Source organism: Neoaquamicrobium sediminum (assembly GCF_040970315.1).
Classification (GTDB): domain Bacteria; phylum Pseudomonadota; class Alphaproteobacteria; order Rhizobiales; family Rhizobiaceae; genus Aerobium; species Aerobium sediminum.
Genome location: NZ_JAZHFV010000001.1, coordinates 68,125 through 87,532, shown reverse-complemented (window position 1 = coordinate 87,532; position 19,408 = coordinate 68,125). Strand labels below are relative to the sequence as shown.

General features: G+C 65.0%; 19 protein-coding genes. 4 read left to right on the top strand and 15 right to left on the bottom strand.

Annotated features, from left to right (window positions below; translation table 11 throughout):
- The first annotated feature begins 20 nt into the window (after positions 1 to 20).
- The 3 genes from V1479_RS00440 (at position 21) to V1479_RS00430 (ending at position 3,087) form a co-directional block, all read left to right on the top strand.
- A complete protein-coding gene (locus tag V1479_RS00440) occupies positions 21 to 896 on the top strand; it encodes a F0F1 ATP synthase subunit gamma (protein ID WP_368801196.1) in 876 nt (291 codons plus the stop codon).
- Between the two features lie 76 nt (positions 897 to 972).
- A complete protein-coding gene (gene atpD, locus V1479_RS00435; protein ID WP_368801195.1) occupies positions 973 to 2,577 on the top strand; it encodes a F0F1 ATP synthase subunit beta in 1,605 nt (534 codons plus the stop codon).
- A 102-nt stretch (positions 2,578 to 2,679) separates the two neighbouring features.
- Positions 2,680 to 3,087, top strand: a complete 408-nt coding sequence (locus tag V1479_RS00430; RefSeq protein ID WP_368801194.1) for a F0F1 ATP synthase subunit epsilon — start codon at positions 2,680 to 2,682, stop codon at positions 3,085 to 3,087.
- A gap of 383 nt (positions 3,088 to 3,470) precedes the next feature.
- On the opposite strand, the gene V1479_RS00425 is transcribed toward V1479_RS00430, so the two are convergent.
- From V1479_RS00425 to obgE, 12 genes are all read right to left on the bottom strand, one after another.
- Positions 3,471 to 3,995 (bottom strand): winged helix-turn-helix transcriptional regulator, encoded by a 525-nt coding sequence (locus tag V1479_RS00425; RefSeq protein WP_368801193.1) that lies wholly within the window; start codon positions 3,993 to 3,995, stop codon positions 3,471 to 3,473.
- A gap of 295 nt (positions 3,996 to 4,290) precedes the next feature.
- Positions 4,291 to 4,812, bottom strand: a complete 522-nt coding sequence (locus tag V1479_RS00420; protein WP_368801192.1) for an RNA pyrophosphohydrolase — start codon at positions 4,810 to 4,812, stop codon at positions 4,291 to 4,293.
- 5 nt (positions 4,813 to 4,817) lie between these two features.
- On the bottom strand, positions 4,818 to 5,999 hold the full coding sequence (locus V1479_RS00415; RefSeq protein WP_368801191.1) for a divergent polysaccharide deacetylase family protein: 1,182 nt from the start codon (positions 5,997 to 5,999) through the stop codon (positions 4,818 to 4,820).
- Between the two features lie 112 nt (positions 6,000 to 6,111).
- Positions 6,112 to 7,437 (bottom strand): S41 family peptidase, encoded by a 1,326-nt coding sequence (locus V1479_RS00410; RefSeq protein WP_368801190.1) that lies wholly within the window; start codon positions 7,435 to 7,437, stop codon positions 6,112 to 6,114.
- Complete coding sequence (locus V1479_RS00405) at positions 7,427 to 8,740, bottom strand: murein hydrolase activator EnvC family protein (RefSeq protein WP_368801189.1); 1,314 nt, start codon at positions 8,738 to 8,740, stop codon at positions 7,427 to 7,429. The genes V1479_RS00410 and V1479_RS00405 overlap by 11 nt, the downstream gene beginning before the upstream one ends.
- A gap of 92 nt (positions 8,741 to 8,832) precedes the next feature.
- Complete coding sequence (gene rlmH / locus V1479_RS00400) at positions 8,833 to 9,312, bottom strand: 23S rRNA (pseudouridine(1915)-N(3))-methyltransferase RlmH (RefSeq protein ID WP_368801188.1); 480 nt, start codon at positions 9,310 to 9,312, stop codon at positions 8,833 to 8,835.
- Between the two features lie 42 nt (positions 9,313 to 9,354).
- Positions 9,355 to 9,801 (bottom strand): ribosome silencing factor, encoded by a 447-nt coding sequence (rsfS, locus tag V1479_RS00395; RefSeq protein ID WP_368801187.1) that lies wholly within the window; start codon positions 9,799 to 9,801, stop codon positions 9,355 to 9,357.
- A gap of 49 nt (positions 9,802 to 9,850) precedes the next feature.
- Positions 9,851 to 11,155: an MFS transporter gene (locus V1479_RS00390; RefSeq protein WP_368801186.1), complete on the bottom strand. Its 1,305-nt coding sequence runs from the start codon at positions 11,153 to 11,155 to the stop codon at positions 9,851 to 9,853.
- An 86-nt stretch (positions 11,156 to 11,241) separates the two neighbouring features.
- On the bottom strand, positions 11,242 to 11,829 hold the full coding sequence (locus tag V1479_RS00385; protein ID WP_368801962.1) for a nicotinate-nucleotide adenylyltransferase: 588 nt from the start codon (positions 11,827 to 11,829) through the stop codon (positions 11,242 to 11,244).
- Positions 11,830 to 11,862: 33 nt separating this feature from the next.
- Complete coding sequence (locus tag V1479_RS00380; protein ID WP_368801185.1) at positions 11,863 to 13,149, bottom strand: glutamate-5-semialdehyde dehydrogenase; 1,287 nt, start codon at positions 13,147 to 13,149, stop codon at positions 11,863 to 11,865.
- Positions 13,133 to 14,281: a glutamate 5-kinase gene (gene proB, locus V1479_RS00375; protein WP_368801184.1), complete on the bottom strand. Its 1,149-nt coding sequence runs from the start codon at positions 14,279 to 14,281 to the stop codon at positions 13,133 to 13,135. Before proB ends, V1479_RS00380 begins: the two co-directional genes overlap by 17 nt.
- A gap of 214 nt (positions 14,282 to 14,495) precedes the next feature.
- Complete coding sequence (obgE, locus tag V1479_RS00370; protein WP_368801183.1) at positions 14,496 to 15,527, bottom strand: GTPase ObgE; 1,032 nt, start codon at positions 15,525 to 15,527, stop codon at positions 14,496 to 14,498.
- A 100-nt stretch (positions 15,528 to 15,627) separates the two neighbouring features.
- Between obgE and V1479_RS00365 the strand changes: the two genes are divergently transcribed.
- Positions 15,628 to 16,491, top strand: a complete 864-nt coding sequence (locus V1479_RS00365) for an endonuclease/exonuclease/phosphatase family protein (protein WP_368801182.1) — start codon at positions 15,628 to 15,630, stop codon at positions 16,489 to 16,491.
- Here the strand turns inward: V1479_RS00365 and V1479_RS00360 are convergent.
- The 3 genes from V1479_RS00360 to dctP are packed head-to-tail and all read right to left on the bottom strand — an operon-like array spanning position 16,488 to position 19,387.
- Positions 16,488 to 17,786, bottom strand: a complete 1,299-nt coding sequence (locus tag V1479_RS00360; RefSeq protein WP_368801181.1) for a TRAP transporter large permease — start codon at positions 17,784 to 17,786, stop codon at positions 16,488 to 16,490. The genes V1479_RS00365 and V1479_RS00360 overlap by 4 nt on opposite strands.
- The gene (locus V1479_RS00355; RefSeq protein ID WP_368801180.1) at positions 17,786 to 18,250 is read right to left on the bottom strand and encodes a TRAP transporter small permease; all 465 of its coding nucleotides are present in this window, start codon (positions 18,248 to 18,250) and stop codon (positions 17,786 to 17,788) included. The genes V1479_RS00360 and V1479_RS00355 overlap by 1 nt, the downstream gene beginning before the upstream one ends.
- A complete protein-coding gene (dctP, locus tag V1479_RS00350; RefSeq protein ID WP_368801179.1) occupies positions 18,251 to 19,387 on the bottom strand; it encodes a TRAP transporter substrate-binding protein DctP in 1,137 nt (378 codons plus the stop codon).
- Between the last annotated feature and the right edge of the window lie 21 nt (positions 19,388 to 19,408).

Genomic DNA, 19,408 nt, shown 5'->3' with positions numbered 1-19,408 from the left:
AAAGGGGATAGGGTAGCCTCATGGCTTCACTGAAAGACCTTCGAAACCGCATCGCCTCGGTCAAGGCGACGCAGAAGATCACCAAGGCGATGCAGATGGTCGCCGCGGCGAAGCTGCGCCGTGCTCAGGAGGCGGCCGAGGCTGCGCGCCCCTATTCGGAGCGCATGGCAGCGGTGATGGCCAATATCGGTCAGGCGGTTTCGGCGTCGGATGCGCCGCCGCTGATGGCCGGTACAGGCAAGGACGACGTGCATCTTCTAGTCGTCGCAACTGCCGAGCGCGGTCTGTGCGGCGGCTTCAACTCGCAGATCGCCCGCCTTGCGCGCGACCACGCCCGCAAGCTGCTCAGCGAGGGCAAGACGGTGAAGATCATCACCGTCGGCAAGAAGGGCTACGACATCCTGCGCCGCGACTTCGCCGACAAGATCATCGACCGGGTCGAGCTGCGTGACGCCAAGCAGGTCGGCTTCGTGCATGCAGACGGCATCGCCAAAAAGGTGATCTCGCTCTTCAACGAAGGCGGGTTCGACGTCGCGACCCTGTTCTACTCGCAGTTCAAGTCGGTCATCAGCCAGGTGCCCACAGCGCAGCAGATCATTCCCGCTTCCGCCCCGGCGGTCGAGGGTGAGGCCAATGGCGGCGCCGTCTACGAGTATGAGCCGGAGGCGGGCGACATCCTCGCAGACCTCATCCCGCGCAACATTGCAGTGCAGGTCTTCCGCGCGCTGCTGGAGAATGCTGCCGGCGAGATGGGCGCGAAGATGACGGCGATGGACAACGCCACGCGCAACGCAGGCGACATGATCAACAAGCTCTCGATCACCTACAACCGCCAGCGCCAGGCGCAGATCACCAAGGAACTGATCGAGATCATTTCGGGCGCGGAAGCGCTCTAGCCGCCGACAGGCGCGGGGCCGGGCGGCCCCCGCGGCGACCGGACGGACAACAGGAACACGAAAGAGGGTATTCACGATGGCTAAAGCAGCTACCCCCAAGAAGGCCCCGGCGAGCACCGCCAAGGCCGCAGCAGCGCCGAAGGCGGCTGCCACCAAAGCGGCTGCGCCCAAGGCGGCTGCTGCAAAGGCTCCGGCCGCTCGCAAGGCCGCTCCGGCCAAGGCAGCGGCAACCAAGACCAGCGCTGCGCCCCGCGTCAAGGCAACCGGTGCTACCGGGAAGGTCCGCCAGGTCATCGGCGCCGTCGTCGACGTATCATTCGAAGGCGATCTGCCGGCGATCCTGAACGCGTTGGAGACCGACAACCAGGGCAACCGCCTTGTGCTCGAAGTCGCCCAGCACCTGGGTGAGAACACGGTGCGCTGCATCGCCATGGACTCCACCGAGGGTCTCGTGCGCGGCCAGGCGGTTACTGATACCGGCGCCGCGATCTCCGTTCCGGTCGGCCCCGAAATGCTGGGCCGCATCATCAACGTGATCGGCGAGGCGATCGACGAGGAAGGGCCGCTCAACGCGACCGAGATGCGTCCGATCCACGCGCCCGCACCCGAATATATCGAGCAGTCGACGGAAGCCGCGATCCTCGTGACCGGCATCAAGGTCATCGACCTTCTCGCTCCTTACGCCAAGGGCGGCAAGATCGGCCTGTTCGGCGGCGCCGGCGTCGGCAAGACCGTTTTGATCCAGGAACTGATCAACAACATCGCCAAGGCGCATGGCGGCTACTCCGTGTTCGCCGGCGTCGGCGAGCGCACCCGCGAGGGCAACGATCTCTATCACGAGTTCATCGAGTCCGGCGTCAACAAGAAGGGCGGCGGCGAAGGCTCGAAGGCGGCACTCGTGTACGGCCAGATGAACGAGCCGCCCGGTGCGCGTGCGCGCGTCGGCCTCACCGGCCTGACGGTCGCCGAGTATTTCCGCGACCAGGGCCAGGACGTGCTGTTCTTCGTCGACAACATCTTCCGCTTCACGCAGGCGGGTTCGGAAGTGTCGGCGCTTCTCGGCCGTATTCCTTCGGCCGTGGGCTACCAGCCGACGCTCGCCACCGACATGGGCGCGCTGCAGGAGCGCATCACCACCACGCAGAAGGGCTCGATCACCTCGGTGCAGGCCATCTACGTGCCGGCCGATGACTTGACCGACCCTGCGCCTGCAACCTCGTTCGCGCACCTTGACGCGACGACGACGCTGAACCGCTCGATCGCCGAGAAGGGCATCTACCCGGCGGTGGATCCGCTCGACTCGACCTCGCGCATGCTCGACCCGCAGATCGTCGGTGAAGAGCACTATGCGGTTGCCCGCGACGTGCAGCAGACGCTGCAGCGCTACAAGTCGCTGCAGGACATCATCGCGATCCTGGGCATGGACGAGCTTTCCGAAGAGGACAAGCTGACCGTTGCCCGCGCCCGCAAGATCGAGCGCTTCCTGTCGCAGCCGTTCTTCGTGGCCGAGGTGTTCACCGGCTCGCCGGGCAAGCTCGTCGACCTCGCCGACACCATCAAGGGCTTCAAGGGCCTGGTTGCCGGCGAATACGACCACCTCCCGGAAGCGGCCTTCTACATGGTCGGCTCCATCGAGGAAGCGGTCGAGAAGGCACAGAAGCTGGCTGCGGAAGCGGCTTAAGCTGGGCAATAGCGAATAGGGAGTAGCGAATAGGGAACAGGCTTCTGGCGGATTGGTTCTGAAAACCATTCCCTGTTCGTCTTCCCTGCTCGCTAATGAGACATGGCTGAACCCTACAAATTCGAACTGGTCTCGCCCGAGCGGCTTCTGATCTCGGAGCAGGTCGAGTCGGTCGTGATTCCGGGGACGGAAGGCGAGATGACGGTCATGGCCAAGCACGCGCCTGTGATGACCACGGTCAAGCCGGGCGTCGTCACCGTCAAGCCGGTGTCGGGCCCCGAGCAGCGTTACGTGGTGTTCGGCGGCTTCGCCGACATCCTGCCGGAAGGCTGCACGTTGCTGGCCGAATCGGCCGTCGCTGTGAAAGACATCGACCGCGCGGACCTCGCACGCCGTATCCAGGAAGCGAAGGAAGACGTTTCCGATGCCAGGGACGACGAGAGCCGGACCAAGGCCGAGCAGTTTCTCGCTCAGCTCACCACGCTCGAAGGCGCTATCCTGCCCGCCTGATTGCTGGCAGCAGGGACATTATTCAAAAGGCCGGCGTAAGCCGGCCTTTTGCGTATAGGGTGCCGGCATTGCCGGCTCATCTTTCATAAGCTTGTTGGTCGGGATACCGCCGTCATGGACGTTTCCTGCCAGTCGCCAACACTGAAGACTGGACGGAACCTCCCTGCCGTCATCCCGGCCAAGAGAGCGGAGCGACGGCCGAGCCGGGACCCATTGAGCAGCGCGGCCGGGTGACGGCTTTTCTCAGCGGGGATGATCGGCGCGACCTCCTGAACCGGGCTGTGCCACGCGATCTCGCGCCAATGGGTCCCGGCTCTCCCTCGCAAACTCGGTCGGCCGGGATGACGTTGGAGAGGCAAGCGCTACCCGGCTCCGCCCACGCTTCACGCTTCCTGCGCTTCGCCGGCCTTACGGGCCATGACGCCCTGATAGGCCGCCTGCAGTTCCTCGCGCACGGTTGGTGAGGCTGCGGCCTGTTCACCCCGCGCGGCGCCGATATGCTCGGCGCGCAGTTCCTGCATGAAGCGTTCCCACATGACCGGCCCGCCTTCCTCCAGAAGTTGCGCCCGGATGCTCAGTTCCTCGCTGACGGGCAGGTAGCGTCGCCCCCAGGCGCCGATATGCGCGAAGATCGGCAGCAGTTCCACGCCACGCTCCGTCAGGCTGTAGATCGCCTTCTGCTTGTGGCTCGGATCGTCGCGCTTGGAGATCACACCCTGCGCCAGCAGGCGCTTGAGCCGGTCGGCCAGGATGTTCGAAGCGATGCCCTCCTCGGAGCCATGCAGCAGCTCACGGAAATGGCGGCGATTGCCGAACATCATGTCGCGAATGATCAGCAGGCTCCATTTGTCGCCGAGAATCTCGAGCGTGAGGTTGATCGGGCAACCCGACCGATGCCGTTCATTCATGCTGCTCTCCAAAACCGATTGCAATATCGCATCAGTTATGAAATAAGACAACTGATCGCTAAATGCAATTGGAAGGGGTTTCGCGACGGAACCGTGCTCTACGTCGAAGGTGGTTGAGGGCGAATGGCCGGTCCGGAAACGTACAGTTTCGCCGCTGCCACCGACCACCTCGGCTATGCCGACCCTGCCGAAGCGCTGATTGATGACGCGGCGGATGATGGATTCGCCGACTATGCCGCTGCATTTCCGCGATTTCTGGACGGGCGCCTACACCGCGATAGACGACTGGCGGGGCCTATGCGGCGAGGTGCCGGAAGGCTGCTATGACCTCGTCATAGACCTTGCGCTTGAAGGGCACGATAAGTTCGGGCAGATCGGCCATCGGCTTCCAGGCCCATGCGTCGAACTCGGCTTCGTGCCCTCCGGGAGGCGGGTTGATGGCGATCTCGCTCTCGTCGCCGTCGAAGCGGAAGGCGAACCATTTCTGTGTCTGGCCGCGATATTTGCCCTTGAGCGCGATGCCGACGAGATCGCGCGGCAGGTCGTAGTTGATCCAGTCGGGCGCTTCCGCCAGCAAGGTGACACTACGCATGCCGGTCTCCTCGTATAGCTCGCGTATGGCTGCCGGGAGCGGGTCCTCGCCCTTGTCGATGCCGCCCTGCGGCATCTGCCAGAGCCGGTCGGTTCCCGCCATTTCGCTGTCGCTCAAGGCGATGCGGCGGCCCGCCCACACCAGTCCCTCTCGGTTCAGCGCCATGATGCCGACGCAAGGCCGGTAGGGCAGGCTCTCGGGGTCGACCTTCTTGTTCTTCGTCATGGAAATCAGCCTCTCTCGGGATCTTCCGCGATTGCCGAGATCGGCACGATCTCGATACCCCGTCGTTTTGCTTCCTCGGCCCAGGTGGCAACCGCGTCCACGGTAACCTCGAAAGCCGAGCCGGTCGCGACCGCGAACCCCTTGGCGCGCGCGGTGCGCTCTGCTTCGTCGAGCTTCTTGAGGATAGCGCCGCGGTCCCGTTCGCCATCGATCGCGATATCGACGGCGGCAAAGGGAACGCCCTGTCGCCGCGCGGTGTCCGGTGCGATGCTGCGCGCCGAGGAACCGTCGTCGAGATACATCAGGCCGCGCTTGGCAAGTTCGCCGAAGAAGGGCGTCACCGCCGGCTCGCTGGTGACGAAGCGTCCGCCCATATAGTTCATCACGCCGGTGTAGTTGGTGATGCGCGAAAGCGCCCAATGCAGCCGGTCGCGGTTCTCGACCGGATCGGCCTCCACCGTCAGCGTGTTGCGGCCCGGATCCACCGACGGGTAATCGAAGGGCTCCAGCGGCACCTGCATGACTATTTCGTGGCCTTCGCGACGGGCTGACTGCATCCAGCGGTCGAGGCTGTTGCCGCCGCTGGCGAAAGCGAGCGTCACCTCCGGCGGTAGCTTGGCGATCGCCTCCTGTGTGCCGGTCTGGGAGACGCCAAGCCCCCCGATGACGATCGCCACACGGGCGCCACGGGTTCCGGACCACGGGCGCGCATAGACGTCGAAGGCCCGGCGTCCGTCGGCCGCTCTTATCGGCAGCGGGCCGATGTCCGTGTCCTCAATCAGCGCCCTGTCGGGTAGATGCGCGGTGCGCGGGTTCTGGCCGAGCGAGGACGGGTCGCGAATGATCACGACATTGCTGCTCTCGTCGGTATCCGACGGCTCCACCTTGATGATCGAGGGGCCATCTGCGGGCGAACGATCGGGATATGCAGCGGCGGTTTCGCTGGCTGTCGCCGTTCCGGCTTCCGGCGTTTGCTCGGGCGTCGATACGACGACCTGCTGTGGTGTGCGGAAAGGATCGTCACCCAAGGCAATAAAGCCGGCAGCTCCGAACAGGCAGAGACCGGCGAGTGCCAGAACGACCTGACCGGCGCGCAGGCGACGGTGCGTTTTCCGGTTGGCACCGCGTCTCCCGCCACCCACGCCCAGCGGCTTGTCGATGTCTTTTTCGGGAGAGGCTTTGTTCACGGGCAGCGAACGTCCTTGCGCGGGTCGATTCGTAAAACCGCGCCGGCGTTCAAGGTGGAACGCCGACGCGGATAACTGGCCAGGACCGGTGGGAAGCCGGAACCGGGATACGCTACTGGTTCAGTACTGCCTGATCGGGATCCGGCGGGAACGCAGGGTCGGTCTTGACGCCGCGCAGCAGGTCGAGCGCGTAGCCAAGCTGTATGTCGTCCTTGGGATCCGGCGGGACATAAGCGACCGAACCCGAGCCGGTCTCGTCCTCCTCGGTGCCCTTGATGTGGCCCTTCAGGTCCGACTCGCCGCGCGAGACGTCGCGTCCCTGAAGCTCTTCCGGCAGCGGCTGCTCGACCTTGATGTCGGGCGTGATGCCCTTGCCTTGGATCGACGTTCCGGCCGGCGTGTAATAGAGCGCCGTGGTGAGCCGCAACGCGCCGTTTTCCGCCAGCGGGATGATGGTCTGCACCGATCCCTTGCCGAAGGACTGCGTGCCCAGGACGGTGGCGCGACGGTGGTCCTGCAAGGCGCCGGCCACGATTTCCGAGGCGCTGGCCGAGCCGCCATTGATGAGAATCACCAGCGGCTTGCCGTCGATCTCGTCACCAGGGCGCGAATCGAAGCGGGTGATGTCCTTCGGGTCGCGGCCGCGCGTCGATACGATCTCGCCACGATCCAGGAAGGTATCGGTCACGCTGACGGCCTGGTCGAGCAGACCGCCCGGGTTGAGGCGAAGGTCGAGCACATAGCCGCGCAGATCTTCCGCCGGCACCTGGCTCTTGATGTCCTCGATCGCCGCCTGAAGGTCGTCGAAGGTCTTTTCCGTAAAGGAATTGATCTTCAGATAGCCGACATTCTCCTCGACGCGATGGCGTACCGCGCGCACCTTGATGATGTCGCGCACGATGCTGAGCTTGATCGGCTCCGTTGCGCCCTCGCGCAGGATCGTCAGCTCGATTGCGGTGTCGACGGCGCCACGCATCTTGTCGACGGCATCGCTGAGCGACATGCCGCGGACTTCCGTGCCGTCGATCTCCGAGATGAGGTCGCCTGCCAGCACGCCCGCGCGTTCCGCCGGGGTGCCTTCGATCGGCGCGATCACCTTGACCAGCTCGCTTTCCATCGTGACTTCGATGCCGAGCCCGCCGAATTCTCCGCGCGTCTGCACGCGCATGTCCTGCGCCGCTTCCGGGTTGAGATAGGAGGAATGCGGATCGAGCGAGGTCAGCATGCCGTTGATGGCGCTTTCGACCAGCTTCTTTTCCTCGGGCGGCGTGACATATTGCGCCCGCACACGCTCAAAGATGTCGCCGAAGATCGCCAACTGGCGATAGGTTTCCGACCCGGCCGCATTCGCCGTCGTTCCGCCGGCGCCGTAGACTACGCTCATGGCGGACGCGCCCATCAGTGCGCCGGCAAGCAGAAGCGACAACTTACGTATCATTTCCTGTCCTTCCAGAATCGCGCTCCGCCCACCATGGGGCCGGATCGACGGGTTTTCCTTCCTTGCGGAACTCCACGTAGAGTTCCGGGCCGGCGCTTGCCTCGGCGAAGGCGACGGCGCTCACCACTCTTGTCTCGCCCATGAGGCCGACCGGCTCTCCAGCGAGGACGGATTGGCCCGGTGAAACGCTAATTCTGCCCATGCCCGCCAGAACGATATGATAGCCGCCTCCCGCATTGAGGATCAAGAGTTGGCCGTAAGAGCGGAACGGACCGGCATAGAGCACCGAACCGTTGACCGGTGCGGTCACGATTGCGGCTGAATGTGTCGCAACCATGTCCCCCTGCAATGTTGAGCCGCTATCGTCGCTTTCGCCGAATCGTTTCGCGACGCGGCCGGCGACCGGCAGGACCACACGCCCCTGCATCTGCGAAAACGGCTCGGTACTGGCCTCAAAAGCCTGGCGTGCGCCGGTTCCGTTCGGCGTATCGGTCGATTCTTCGCCCAGGGAGGCCATGCGGTTCTCTTCGGCCGCCTGTCGGGCGGCGATTTCGATCTCGCCTTCAAGGGCGTCGATCAGTTCGCGCAGAGAGCTGGCCTGTCCCGCCAGCTCTTCGGCACGCTTCTTTTCGGCGGCCAGCATTTCTTCCGATGTCGCCTGCAGCCGCTGCTTCTCCTCAAGAAGAAGTGATAGCCGTCGCTGCTCGGAGGCCTGCTCCTCTATCGTTGCCAGCAGGCGCGCCTGCTCGCTCTTGATGGTCGCGACAATGCGTGAAAGCTCCCTGAGGTCGCCGATCAGCACCTCGGTCTCGCCGCGCAGCTCAGGCACCACGGCAGCCAGCAGGATGGAACTGCGCACCGAGGCGAGCGCGTCTTCCGGGCGCACCAGGATCGCCGGCGGCGGGTTCAGCCCCATGCGTTGCAGGGCACCCAGAACCTCGGCGAGCACGCCACGCCGCTCGGCAAGCGATTCACGCAAGCCGTTTTCCTGAAGCTGAAGTGTTTCCAGGCGCGCGGCGATGTCGGCAACGTCCTGGCTGAGCTTGCGCTCGGTCTTGGCGGCCTGCACGAGGGCGGCCGAAAGGGACGCGTTGTCCTTGCGTATGGATGCTATCTCGGCTGCGATCTCCGCGGCGCGTTCCTCAGAAAGCGTCAGTGCCTGCGATATGCGCTCGTGTTCGAGGACGCTCGCCGCGCGGCGGGTCTCCAGTTCGGCTGAATCCTGCGCACGCGCGGCTCCTGCCGCTGCGAAGAAGAGCGTCAGCGCCGTTGCAAGGAGAAGCTGTGTGGTCCTGCCCGTCATGTCTCGCATGTCGATCAAAGTTCGAAGGCTAGCGGGGCTTCGTTAACGAACCATCAACCATGTGATGGCGGATGGCTATCCACCGACGCCGTTCAGCTTCGGTGATAGGGATGACCCGCAAGGATCGTCGCCACCCGGTAGAGCTGTTCGGCCAGCATGACCCGGATGAGCTGATGCGGCCAGGTCTGTGCGCCGAACGAGATGACCATGTCGGCAGCAGCGCGCGAGGCGGCATCGTGGCCGTCAGGTCCGCCGATTGCGAACACCGCCTGCCGCCTGCCGTCATCCCGTATTCGCGCGATGCGCTGGGCCAGATCCTCCGAGGTGGGGTTCTTGCCGCGTTCGTCGAGCAGGAACAAAGCTGCGTCGCCGCGATAGGTCTCGAGCAAGGCGGCTTCCTCGCGTCGCCGCTCGTCCACACTTCTGGCGCGGCTTTCGGCAATTTCCGAGATCCCCGAAAATTCCAGTCCGATCGACGGGCCTGCCTTGGCGAAACGCCCGAAATAGCGGTCGACCAACTCCCTCTCGGGGCCGGCTTTCATTCGACCCACGGCGTGAACGCCTATACGCATGCCTGCCTTCCCGCAGGCCCCGCCCTAAGCGGACGGGGACGGCTAGTGGAGCGTCTCGTCCTCCAGGTCGGGAGCCTGCCACATCTTTTCGATGTTGTAGAATTCCCGGACCTCCGGACGGAAGACGTGGACGATAACGTCGCCCGAATCGATCAGGACCCAATCTGCATTGGCGAGGCCTTCGACGCGGGGGAGGCCGAGACCGGCATCCTTCAGCGCCTTGATCAGGTGATCGGCCACCGCCGAAACGTGACGGTTGGATCGTCCCGACGCGACGACCATGTAGTCGCCGAGGCTGGACTTGCCCTGTATGTCGATTGAGATGATGTTTTCGGCCTTTGAGTCGTCCAGACTGGCAAGGACCGTTTCGAGGGCGCGGGAGGCATCGGCGTTGCCGCTGATCCCGGCCGGCGAAGGCTGGATTTCCGCCTTCTTCCGCAGTGCTGTTCTCAGTGTCTTTCCTTTCCGACAAGAACAAGCTCGCCGCATGCATTCGTGCACCCGGCACCCCTTAGATAGGCAGAGTCGAACAACAGTTTCAAGACATCGGGCGATTCGGGGCTTCGGTATCGGGTGCGACTGTGTCTTCGGTGTCGAAACCGAGTTCGACAGGCAGGGGAACCTGCGCCGTCATCGGCGCGAAACTTCCGGTCTCGTCGGCCGGTACCGCGGGGTTCCGCGCGATACGGACGACCACGAAGACGCTGAAGGCAGCACCTATGACGATGGCGATGGCCATGAAGGCGGCCGTGCCGAAGACGGCGGTCAGGGCGGTGCCGAGTGCGGGCACGATGAAACCCGAGACCGACCACGCAAAGAGCATGGTGCTCGAGAGCGCGACGAGATCGTCCTTGGTGGCGCGGTCGTTGGCGTGGGCTGACGAAAGCGAGTAGATCGATTCCGACGCGCCGCTCCAGACCATGTAGATGACGATCATGAGCGGCAGCGCGCTGCCGTCGAAAATGCCGGCCGCGATGCCGGCCACGACAACCAGCAGCGAGGCCGCGACAAGTACATAGCGCCGGTCGATGCGGTCGGACACCCAGCCGAAGGGAAGCTGGAATATCAGCGTTCCGAGCGGCATGGCAAACATCAGCGTTGCAACCTGGCTCTGGCTGAATCCGCTTGCCGTGGCATGAATCGGCGCGAAACCGGCAATCATCATCGAAAGCCCGCCGACGGCCAGCATGCCGGCGACGCCGACCGGCGAGATTGCCCAGGCGCGTGCGAAAGCGACGGAGGCGCGCTCCGGCGGCGGGGGCGGCGGCAATCGCGTCAGGCCCACGGGCAGGATCGACAGCGCGGTGAAGGCGATGCCGATCAGCGGTATCGATGCGCCGGAAATGTCCAGCAGCCCCATGAGCCACGAGCCGACCCCGAGCCCGACGATGTAGCTGACATAGAATATGGCCATCACCCGGCCACGAACGTTGTTGGCCACGGCGTCGTTCAGCCAGCTCTGGCCGACGATGAACATGCCGCAGATCGCGAAGCCGTAGAGTGCACGCGCCGCGATCCAGAAGACAGGATAGACGCCAGCGCCGATCGAGGCATTGGACAGCACGATTAGCGCCGAGAAGATCATGAACGCGCGCGCATGGCCGACGCGGCGGACGAGCAGGCCGGTTAGCAGGCAGCCGGCGATGCCTCCGGCCGAAAGACCGGTGAGGATCAGGCCTGCCCAGGTGGGGTCGAAACCCGAAAGGCCGAGGCGCACCGGAATATAGGCGAACATCAGCCCGTTGCCGACGGCCGCGCAGGCCATGGACACGATGACGCTCGCCACGGCGACGAGCGTCGCGGAGCGGGGAGCTTCGGTGCTGGTTGCCACTGCATCGACCATGCGGCGAAACCTGCACCCGCTTGCGGGCGCTGCGCCGCAGTAAATGCGACACAAAAGGTCTGGTCCGAGACTTCGCCGGTTCTGGATCAGCCCTTTCGGGCGGCGCGGATCGCAGTCGATGACAACAGGGACCGCGGACCGTGGATGAACGTCCATGCAGGCGGGCGCATGTGTGCCAGCGTCCCGGCCTGCCGCTCCGGTACGCGCGCATGGTCGAACGTCTTGGCCATTACCGACGACATGAAGGACAGCGTCGAACCGGGGCGGTCGATCACCGCGATCGGCATCGTCAGTGCGATTTCACGCCAGCGCTGCCAGCGGTGGAAATCGGCGAGGTTGTCGGCGCCCATGATCCAGACGAAATCGACCCCCGGATTGCGCGCCCGTACCAGCGCCAGCGTGTCGGCGGTGTAGCGCACGCTATAGGCGGCCTCGAACGCCGTGACCTTGATGCGCGGGTCGGTGGCGATCGCCTCCGACAGCGCTATACGCTCGGCGAGCGGTGCGATCTCGCGGCCCGCCTTCAGCGGGTTGCCGGGTGTCACGATCCACCAGAGCTGATCGAGGCGCAGGCTTCGCAGCGCAATCTCGGCGACAAGCGAATGGCCGGCATGAGGCGGATTGAATGACCCGCCGAACAGCCCCACCTGCATGCGCTTCTCGACATGAGGCATGCGCAGGTGGTGGGGAGAAACGCCGTCCAGCAATTACGGCCTGACCTGACCGTTGCCGCGCACGCGGTATTTGAAAGAGGTGAGTTGCTCGACGCCCACGGGCCCCCGCGCGTGCATTCTGCCCGTGGCGATGCCGATCTCCGCGCCCATTCCGAATTCGCCGCCATCGGCGAACTGAGTGGACGCGTTGTGCAGCAGGATCGCCGAATCGATCTCGTTGAAGAAGCGCTCGACGGTGGCGGCATCCTCCGCGACGATCGCCTCGGTATGATGCGACGAATATGTGTCGATATGATCGATCGCACCGGCTACGCCATCGACCAGCTTTACCGAAATGATCGCATCCAGATATTCGGTCGACCAATCTGCTTCGGCCGCGGGCACGGCCGCGGAAAATGCCGCGCGGACTTCGTCCGTCGCCCTGACCTCGCAACCCGCATCGGCAAACGCCTGCAGGATCGGCACAAGGTGCGTCTGGGCGACGGCGCGGTCGACCAGCAACGTCTCGGCGGCGCCGCAGATGCCGGTGCGCCGCATCTTGGCGTTGACTGCGAGCGGCACGGCCATGTCGAGCTTGGCCGAGCGGTCGATATAGAGGTGGCAGATGCCTTCGAGATGCGCGAAGACGGGCACGCGGGCCTCGTTCTGCACGCGCTCCACGAGGCTGCGACCGCCGCGCGGCACGATCACGTCGACATTGCCGCCCAATCCCTTGAGCATCTCGCCGACGGCCGCGCGGTCCGTGGTCGGCACGAGCTGAATGGCATCCGCCGGCAGGCCCGCGGCCTTGAGGCCCTGGACCAGGCAGGCGTGGATCGCGGAGGATGAATTGATCGAGTCCGAGCCACCGCGCAGGATGACGGCATTGCCGGCCATGAGGCACAGCGCGCCGGCATCGGCCGTCACGTTGGGCCGGCTTTCATAGATCACGCCGATGACGCCGAGCGGCGTCCTGACGCGCTCGATGTGGAGGCCGTTGGGCCGGTCCCACTCGGCGATCACGTCGCCGACCGGATCGCGCAGCTCCGCAATGGTGCGGATGCCATCCGAAAGGGCGCGGATACGGTCGGGCGTCAATTTCAGCCGATCCATCATCGCAGGCGAAAGCCCTGCTTCCTCTCCGTTGGCGAGGTCGATGGCGTTGGCTTGCAGGATGGCATCCTCGCCGCGCCGGATCGCTTCGACCATGGCGACGAGTGCGGCATGCTTGCGCTCGGCGGTCGCCAGCGCAAGCGGTCGGGAGGCCGCGCGGGCCCTGCGCCCGATCTCCGCCATCAGGGCGGTGATGTCCTCGCTCTTTGCCTCAGGCACGTTCAGCATGGTCAACCTCCACTTCGGATGCCCGCGCCATGACCATGTCGTCGCGGTGCACCATGGCGGAACGGGCCTCGTAACCCAGTACCGCCTCTATCTCGGCCGTCTTCAGGCCCGCGATCCTTACGGCATCCGGGGCATCGTAGGCAACAAGGCCGCGCGCGATCTCGTGTCCGGCGGGGTCGAGGATCGCCACGGTGTCGCCGCGCGCAAAGCTGCCGGAAACGAGCGTGACGCCCGCCGGCAGCAGCGATTTGCCGGATTTCAACGCCCTGACGGCGCCGGCATCGACGGTGACGCGGCCGGCCGGCTCCAGATTGCCGGCAATCCACGTCTTGTAGCCGCGCACCGGCACGGGCGCGGCGTCGAACCAGGTCGCCCGCTCGCCGGCGTCGATCGCCGCCAGCGGGTTGAGCCTGTCGCCGGCGGTAATCACCATCGTCGTGCCGGCAATGGTCGCGATCTTGCCGGCGTCGAGCTTGGTGCGCATGCCGCCGCGCGAGAACTCCGACGCAGCGGCACCGGCCATCGCCTCGATCTCCGGCGTGATGCGCTCGACGCGCGGGATGAAGCGCGCTGACGGGTCCAGCGCGGGCGGGGCGGTGTAGAGCCCGTCAATGTCGGACAGGAGCACCAGCAGGTCCGCGCCCATCATGGTCGCGACGCGGGCGGCGAGGCGATCGTTGTCGCCGTAGCGGATCTCGCTGGTCGCCACCGTGTCGTTTTCGTTGATGACGGGCACTGCGCCCAGTTTCAGCAGCGTCGAGATGGTGGCGCGCGCGTTGAGGTAGCGGCGTCGCTCCTCGGTGTCGCCGAGCGTGACAAGGACCTGGCCGGATTTCAGGTTCCTGCGGGCGAGCGCTTCAGCCCACGCGCCTGCGAGCTCGATCTGGCCGACGGCCGCCGCCGCCTGGCTTTCCTCCAGCCGCAAGGTGCGCGACTGCAAGCCCAGCACGGTGCGCCCCAGTGCGATCGCGCCGGACGATACGACCAGCACCTCCGCTCCCGTGGCGGCCAGCGCACCAATGTCGTCGGCAAGCGAGGCGAGCCAATCGCGCTTCAATCCTTTCGCGCGGTCTACCAGCAGCGCCGAGCCGATCTTGACGGTGATGCGGCGGAAGGAAGACAGTTTTTTCATTGGACCAACCTGACAGGCCGTGTTCCTTCGCGCCCCCCTCTGTCCTGCCGGACATCTCCCCCACAAGGGGGGAGATCAGCCGGCCGCCAAGCTTTTGCCAAGCGCCACCGTTCCAGCAGACGCAGTGAGGGCACTGAGAGCCGATCTCCCTCCTTGTGGGGGAGATGTCCGGCAGGACAGAGGGGGGCAACGTAGAGCGCAAACATTTCCGGCGCTACTTAATCCAGCGGGTGTCTTCGACGGGCGCTTCTTCTGAGCGGGCGTCCTCGACGACGCCCATCAACGCGCGCAGGGTCTCTTCCACGCCTTCGCGGGTGACGGCGGAGAGCAGGATCGGCGCGTGCCCGCAGGCGCGTTTCAAGGCAGCGACCTTCTTCTTGCGAGCGTCAGGGTCCAGCGTGTCGACCTGGCTGAGCGCGACGATTTCCGGCTTTTCCGCAAGGCCATGGCCGTAGGCCTCGAGCTCCGCACGCACGGTCTTGTAGACCTTGCCCGGGTGCTCTTCCTGCGCCGAGACCAGATGAAGGAGAACGCGCGTGCGCTCGACATGGCCGAGGAAGCGGTCGCCGATGCCGATGCCCTCGTGTGCGCCTTCGATGAGGCCCGGAATGTCGGCAATGACGAATTCGCGCGCGTCCACGCGCGCGACACCGAGACCCGGATGCAGCGTTGTGAAGGGATAGTCGGCGATCTTCGGCTTGGCCGCCGTGACGGTCGCCAGGAAGGTCGACTTGCCGGCGTTGGGCAGGCCGACCAGCCCGGCGTCCGCGATCAGCTTGAGGCGCAGCCAGATCGCGCGCTCCTCGCCGGGCAGGCCGGGATTGGCCCGCCGCGGGGCCTGATTGGTCGAGGTCTTGAAATGCTGGTTGCCGAAGCCGCCATTGCCGCCCTTGGCGAGCAGGAAGCGCTGGCCGACCTCGGTCAGGTCGCAGATCAGCGTTTCGTTGTCCTCCTCGAAGACCTGGGTGCCGGCGGGCACCTTCAACGTCACATCCGTGCCCTTGGCGCCGGTGCGGTTGCGGCCCATGCCGTGGGTGCCGGTCTTGGCCTTGAAGTGCTGCTGGTAGCGATAGTCGATCAGCGTATTGAGGCCGTCGACGGCCTCGGCCCAGACATCGCCGCCACGCCCGCCGTCGCCGCCGTCCGGACCGCCGAACTCGATGAACTTCTCGCGACGGAATGAGACCGAGCCGGCCCCGCCGTCGCCGGAGCGGATATAGACCTTCGCCTGATCGAGAAATTTCATCGGATTGACAGTCTGCTTCTTCTTCTGTTCTGGAACGGACCACTAGCGCATGTAATGCGCGGAATCACGCTCGAAAACCAGGACCGGGGGTCGAAACGGCATGAAATGCGTCAGCTACAACATCCAGTTCGGCTTCGGCCAGGACGCCCGGTTCGATCTAGAGCGCATCATTGACGCCGTGCGCGGCGCAGATGTGATCTGCCTGCAGGAGGTTACGCGTAACAGCCCGATGAACGAAGGGCGCGACCTCGTCGCCGACATACGCAGCCTGCTGCCGGACTATTTTGCCGCCTACGGTCCCAATTTCGAGGCCGAGATCGCCAGCCACGTCAAGGATGGCAAGGCTGTCGACGTGCGGCTCCAGTTCGGCAACATGATCCTGTCCAAGACGCCGATCCTGTTGTCGCGCAACCTGCTTCTGCCCCGCACGCGCAGCTACGACAAGGTCAATCTCCAGCGCGGCGCGCTCGAGGCCATGATCGATACGCCGTTCGGCCCGGTGCGGTTCTATTCGCTGCATCTCGACCATCGCGGCGCCGATGAGCGTGCTGCGCAGCTTCGTTTCCTGATGGAGCGCATGCTGTCCTATACGCTGGAAGGTGGGGCGATCAGCGGCATCTCGGAGATGGGCTTCCCCGAACCGCCGACGCCCGAGGCCTATGTGCTGATGGGCGATTTCAACATGCTCGAAGGCTCGCCCGAATATCATATCGTTGCCGGCATGCCCGACCACGAATTCGGCACCCCACTGGTGGCGCGTTATGCCGTCGATGCCGGGCTGTGCGAGGGCGGAGACAAGCGGCCGACCTGCGTCAATCTCGAAGACCCCGCTGACAACAGCATGCACAAGCGCATCGACTACTGCTTCGTGCATCCGCTGCTGGCGTCGAAGGTGAGGTCCTGCCGGGTCGACACGGAAGCGGTCGGGTCCGACCATCGTCCGGTCTGGGTGGAGCTGGGTTAGCGCATCGTCTGCGGCAGCCAGGTGGCGAGCTGCGGAAAGAAGACCAGCAGGACCACGACTGCGAGCGAGGCGGCCACGAAAGGCCAGACGCCGGCGAAGATGCGGCTTGCCGGCACGCCGGTGGCACGCTCGAGCACGAAGACGTTGAGCCCGATCGGTGGCGTGAGCATGGCGATCTCCATCAGGATCGTCAGATAGATGCCGGTCCAGATCGGGTCGTAGCCGAGTGCGATGGTAATGGGCAGCACGAGCGGCAGCGTTAGGATCAGCATGCCGAACGTGTCCATGATGGCGCCAAGCAGCAGGTAGACAAGCGCCAGCGCCAGAAGGATCACCTGCGGCGACGCGTCCAGGTCGGACACGAGGCCGACCACGGCATCCGTCAGCCGGGTCTGGACGAGAAAGCGCGACAGGATGATGCCGCCGGTAAGGATCAGGAAGATCGCAGCCGAGGTGCGGATCGTTTCCTTCAACGCATCGCGCATCATCGTCAGGCCGAGGCGGCGGCTGACAAGCGCGATGACGAGGACGCTCATAACGCCCACGCCCGAGGCTTCGGTGGGCGTGAAGACGCCGGCATAGATGCCGCCGATGACGATAACGAAAATCACGACCACCGAAACCAGCCCCACCGCATGAGCCGAAAGAGGTCGATCGGCGACGGCGGGTTCTGCCCGGGTTGCGGCGGCGTATTGGCGGCGCTGCAGCATCACGGTCGCGACGAAGGCGAGCATAAGCACAAGGCCGGGCACGATGCCGGCGATGAAGAGCGAACCGATCGAGGTCTCGCTCCAGACGCCGTAGATGACCAACGGCACGCTGGGCGGGATGATGATGGCGAGCGTGGCGGCACTTGCCACCGTTGCCGTCGAGAGCTTGTCGCTGTAGCCGCGCTTGATCATCTGGGGCACGGCGATGTTGCCAATCGTCGCCACCGCGGCGACGCTGGAGCCGGTAACGGCACCGAAGCCGGCGGAGGCAAGCACGGTCGAGACGCCGAGCCCGCCGGGCAGGCGCCGTAACGCACGCTGGGCGAGCGAGAAGATGTCCTCGGCGAGACCGGCGTGGAAGATGAGCTGTCCCATCAGGATGAAGAGCGGCACGGCGATGAACAGGAAGTTGGTACCGTTGTCCCACAGTGCCAGGCCGACCTGGGTGAGGGCCTGGGAGGGGCCGGAAAGCAACGCGTAGCCGATGGTGCCGGCGCCGAGCAGGGCGTAGCCGACCGGCAGACCCAACAGGACGACGACGAGCATGGCGGCAAGCACGACGATGCCGAGCGTCAACGGGTCCATCAGCGGTTCTCTTTCAGCGCGCGGACCGCGCGGACAAACTCGGCCAGCGCCGACAGGGCGGCTGCCAGCGTGACGAAGGCGGCGAACGGCCAGAAGCTGATGGCGATCATCTCGGCACGGTCGCCATAGCGATACATGTCGAGCGCCATCAGCAGCACCGCATAGGCAATGGCAACGGCGACCATCCCCGTCAGAAGATGGCGCAACGCGATCCAGACCCGGCCGGCCCGATTGCGAAACAGGCGGTCGAGCAAGCCGACGCGGATATGCTGGTCGGCGAGGCTGACGCCCGGCAGGGCGCCGACGACGACAAGCAGCAGCAACAGCTCCTTGACGTCGTTACCCCACCGCAACGGCAGGTTCAGCACGTAGCGCAGCACCACATCGGCTCCCACCAGCAAGGCCAGCCCGGGCAGAAGCAGATAGGCGACCCAGCCTTCCAGGAAGTCGACGATACGCTGCATTTACTGGGCCGCGGGCAGCAGCCCTTCGACGGGCGTGTTGACGGTCATCTCGAAGATTTCCTCAGCGCTCTTGTCACCATATTCCGCACCGAGGCGACGGATGTCCTCGACCAGTTCGCGGGCCGGTAGACCCTCCGCCTCGCGCGCTTCGATCCAGGTGTCGAGAACCGGTTGCAGAGCATCCTGCCAGGTCTTCTTCTCCTCGTCTGAAAGCTCGATCAGCTCGACGCCGTTGTCGGCATAGGTCTTGAGTGCCTGTTCGCGGAACTCGACGCCGAGGCGCTGGCTCACCGCATGGGCGATATTCTGCTGGAACTGGCCGAAGACCGGCTTCAGCGCATCGGGCAGGCCGGCGTAGGCGTCACGGTTGATGCAGGTGTCGATATGCTGGGCGGTGAGGCCGAGGCTGGTGTGATATTTCGCCAGTTCGTAGATCTTGAACGGCACGAAACCCGGATCGACCCAGATCACCGCGTCGGCGATGCCCTGCTGGAAAGCCGTGTAGATTTCCGGGAAGGGGATGTTCAGCGTGGTGATGCCGAGCGCCTCGGCGGCCTCCGGCGGGAAGCCCTGGGCGATGACGCGCAGGCCCTTCATGTCTTCCGGCGTGCGGATCGGCTTGTTGCTCATGATGTCGGAGACGCCGGCGATCACGGTGTATCCGTAGAGCACGCCGCGGCCTTCCCATTCCGGCACGAAATATTTCGGCGCCAGCTCCTGGATGATGCGGGTGGCCGCCACCGGGTTGGACGGCGTCACGAAGGGCATCTCGATCGCCTTGTGCAGCGGGAAGCCGCTGCCTTCATAGGAGGTGTAGCAGGCCGCATAGTCGCTGACCCTGTTGCGCACGGCGCGCCAGCCGTCGGCCGCGGCATGCAGGGTTCCGCCGTGATATTCCTCGATCGTCAGCTTGCCGTCGGTCGCCTCGTTCAGCCACTTGAAGCCCTTGGTCCAGACTTCCGGCACCAGCGATGCGGCCGGGTTCGGCGAGGAGAATTTCATCGTCACCGGATCGCCGTCATAGGCGATTTCCGGCTCGGCGGCCGGCACCTCGTGCGCCAGCCATTCGGCGACGGTGAACGCATGGGCGGGCGCGACCGACAACGCCAGCGCGAGGGACAATACGAGACGACGCATGGGGAACTCTCCTGTAATGGC

Bases quoted from the DNA above. Each gene is read 5' to 3' on its own strand.
- V1479_RS00440 (WP_368801196.1), top strand. From the start codon at position 21: ATGGCTTCACTGAAAGACCTTCGAAACCGCATCGCCTCGGTCAAGGCG.
- atpD (WP_368801195.1), top strand. From the start codon at position 973: ATGGCTAAAGCAGCTACCCCCAAGAAGGCCCCGGCGAGCACCGCCAAG.
- V1479_RS00430 (WP_368801194.1), top strand. From the start codon at position 2,680: ATGGCTGAACCCTACAAATTCGAACTGGTCTCGCCCGAGCGGCTTCTG.
- V1479_RS00425 (WP_368801193.1), bottom strand. From the start codon at position 3,995: ATGAATGAACGGCATCGGTCGGGTTGCCCGATCAACCTCACGCTCGAG.
- V1479_RS00420 (WP_368801192.1), bottom strand. From the start codon at position 4,812: ATGACGAAGAACAAGAAGGTCGACCCCGAGAGCCTGCCCTACCGGCCT.
- V1479_RS00410 (WP_368801190.1), bottom strand. From the start codon at position 7,437: ATGATACGTAAGTTGTCGCTTCTGCTTGCCGGCGCACTGATGGGCGCG.
- V1479_RS00405 (WP_368801189.1), bottom strand. From the start codon at position 8,740: ATGACGGGCAGGACCACACAGCTTCTCCTTGCAACGGCGCTGACGCTC.
- rlmH (WP_368801188.1), bottom strand. From the start codon at position 9,312: ATGCGTATAGGCGTTCACGCCGTGGGTCGAATGAAAGCCGGCCCCGAG.
- rsfS (WP_368801187.1), bottom strand. From the start codon at position 9,801: ATGCGGCGAGCTTGTTCTTGTCGGAAAGGAAAGACACTGAGAACAGCA.
- V1479_RS00390 (WP_368801186.1), bottom strand. From the start codon at position 11,155: ATGGTCGATGCAGTGGCAACCAGCACCGAAGCTCCCCGCTCCGCGACG.
- V1479_RS00385 (WP_368801962.1), bottom strand. From the start codon at position 11,829: ATGCCTCATGTCGAGAAGCGCATGCAGGTGGGGCTGTTCGGCGGGTCA.
- V1479_RS00380 (WP_368801185.1), bottom strand. From the start codon at position 13,149: ATGCTGAACGTGCCTGAGGCAAAGAGCGAGGACATCACCGCCCTGATG.
- proB (WP_368801184.1), bottom strand. From the start codon at position 14,281: ATGAAAAAACTGTCTTCCTTCCGCCGCATCACCGTCAAGATCGGCTCG.
- obgE (WP_368801183.1), bottom strand. From the start codon at position 15,527: ATGAAATTTCTCGATCAGGCGAAGGTCTATATCCGCTCCGGCGACGGC.
- V1479_RS00365 (WP_368801182.1), top strand. From the start codon at position 15,628: ATGAAATGCGTCAGCTACAACATCCAGTTCGGCTTCGGCCAGGACGCC.
- V1479_RS00360 (WP_368801181.1), bottom strand. From the start codon at position 17,786: ATGGACCCGTTGACGCTCGGCATCGTCGTGCTTGCCGCCATGCTCGTC.
- V1479_RS00355 (WP_368801180.1), bottom strand. From the start codon at position 18,250: ATGCAGCGTATCGTCGACTTCCTGGAAGGCTGGGTCGCCTATCTGCTT.
- dctP (WP_368801179.1), bottom strand. From the start codon at position 19,387: ATGCGTCGTCTCGTATTGTCCCTCGCGCTGGCGTTGTCGGTCGCGCCC.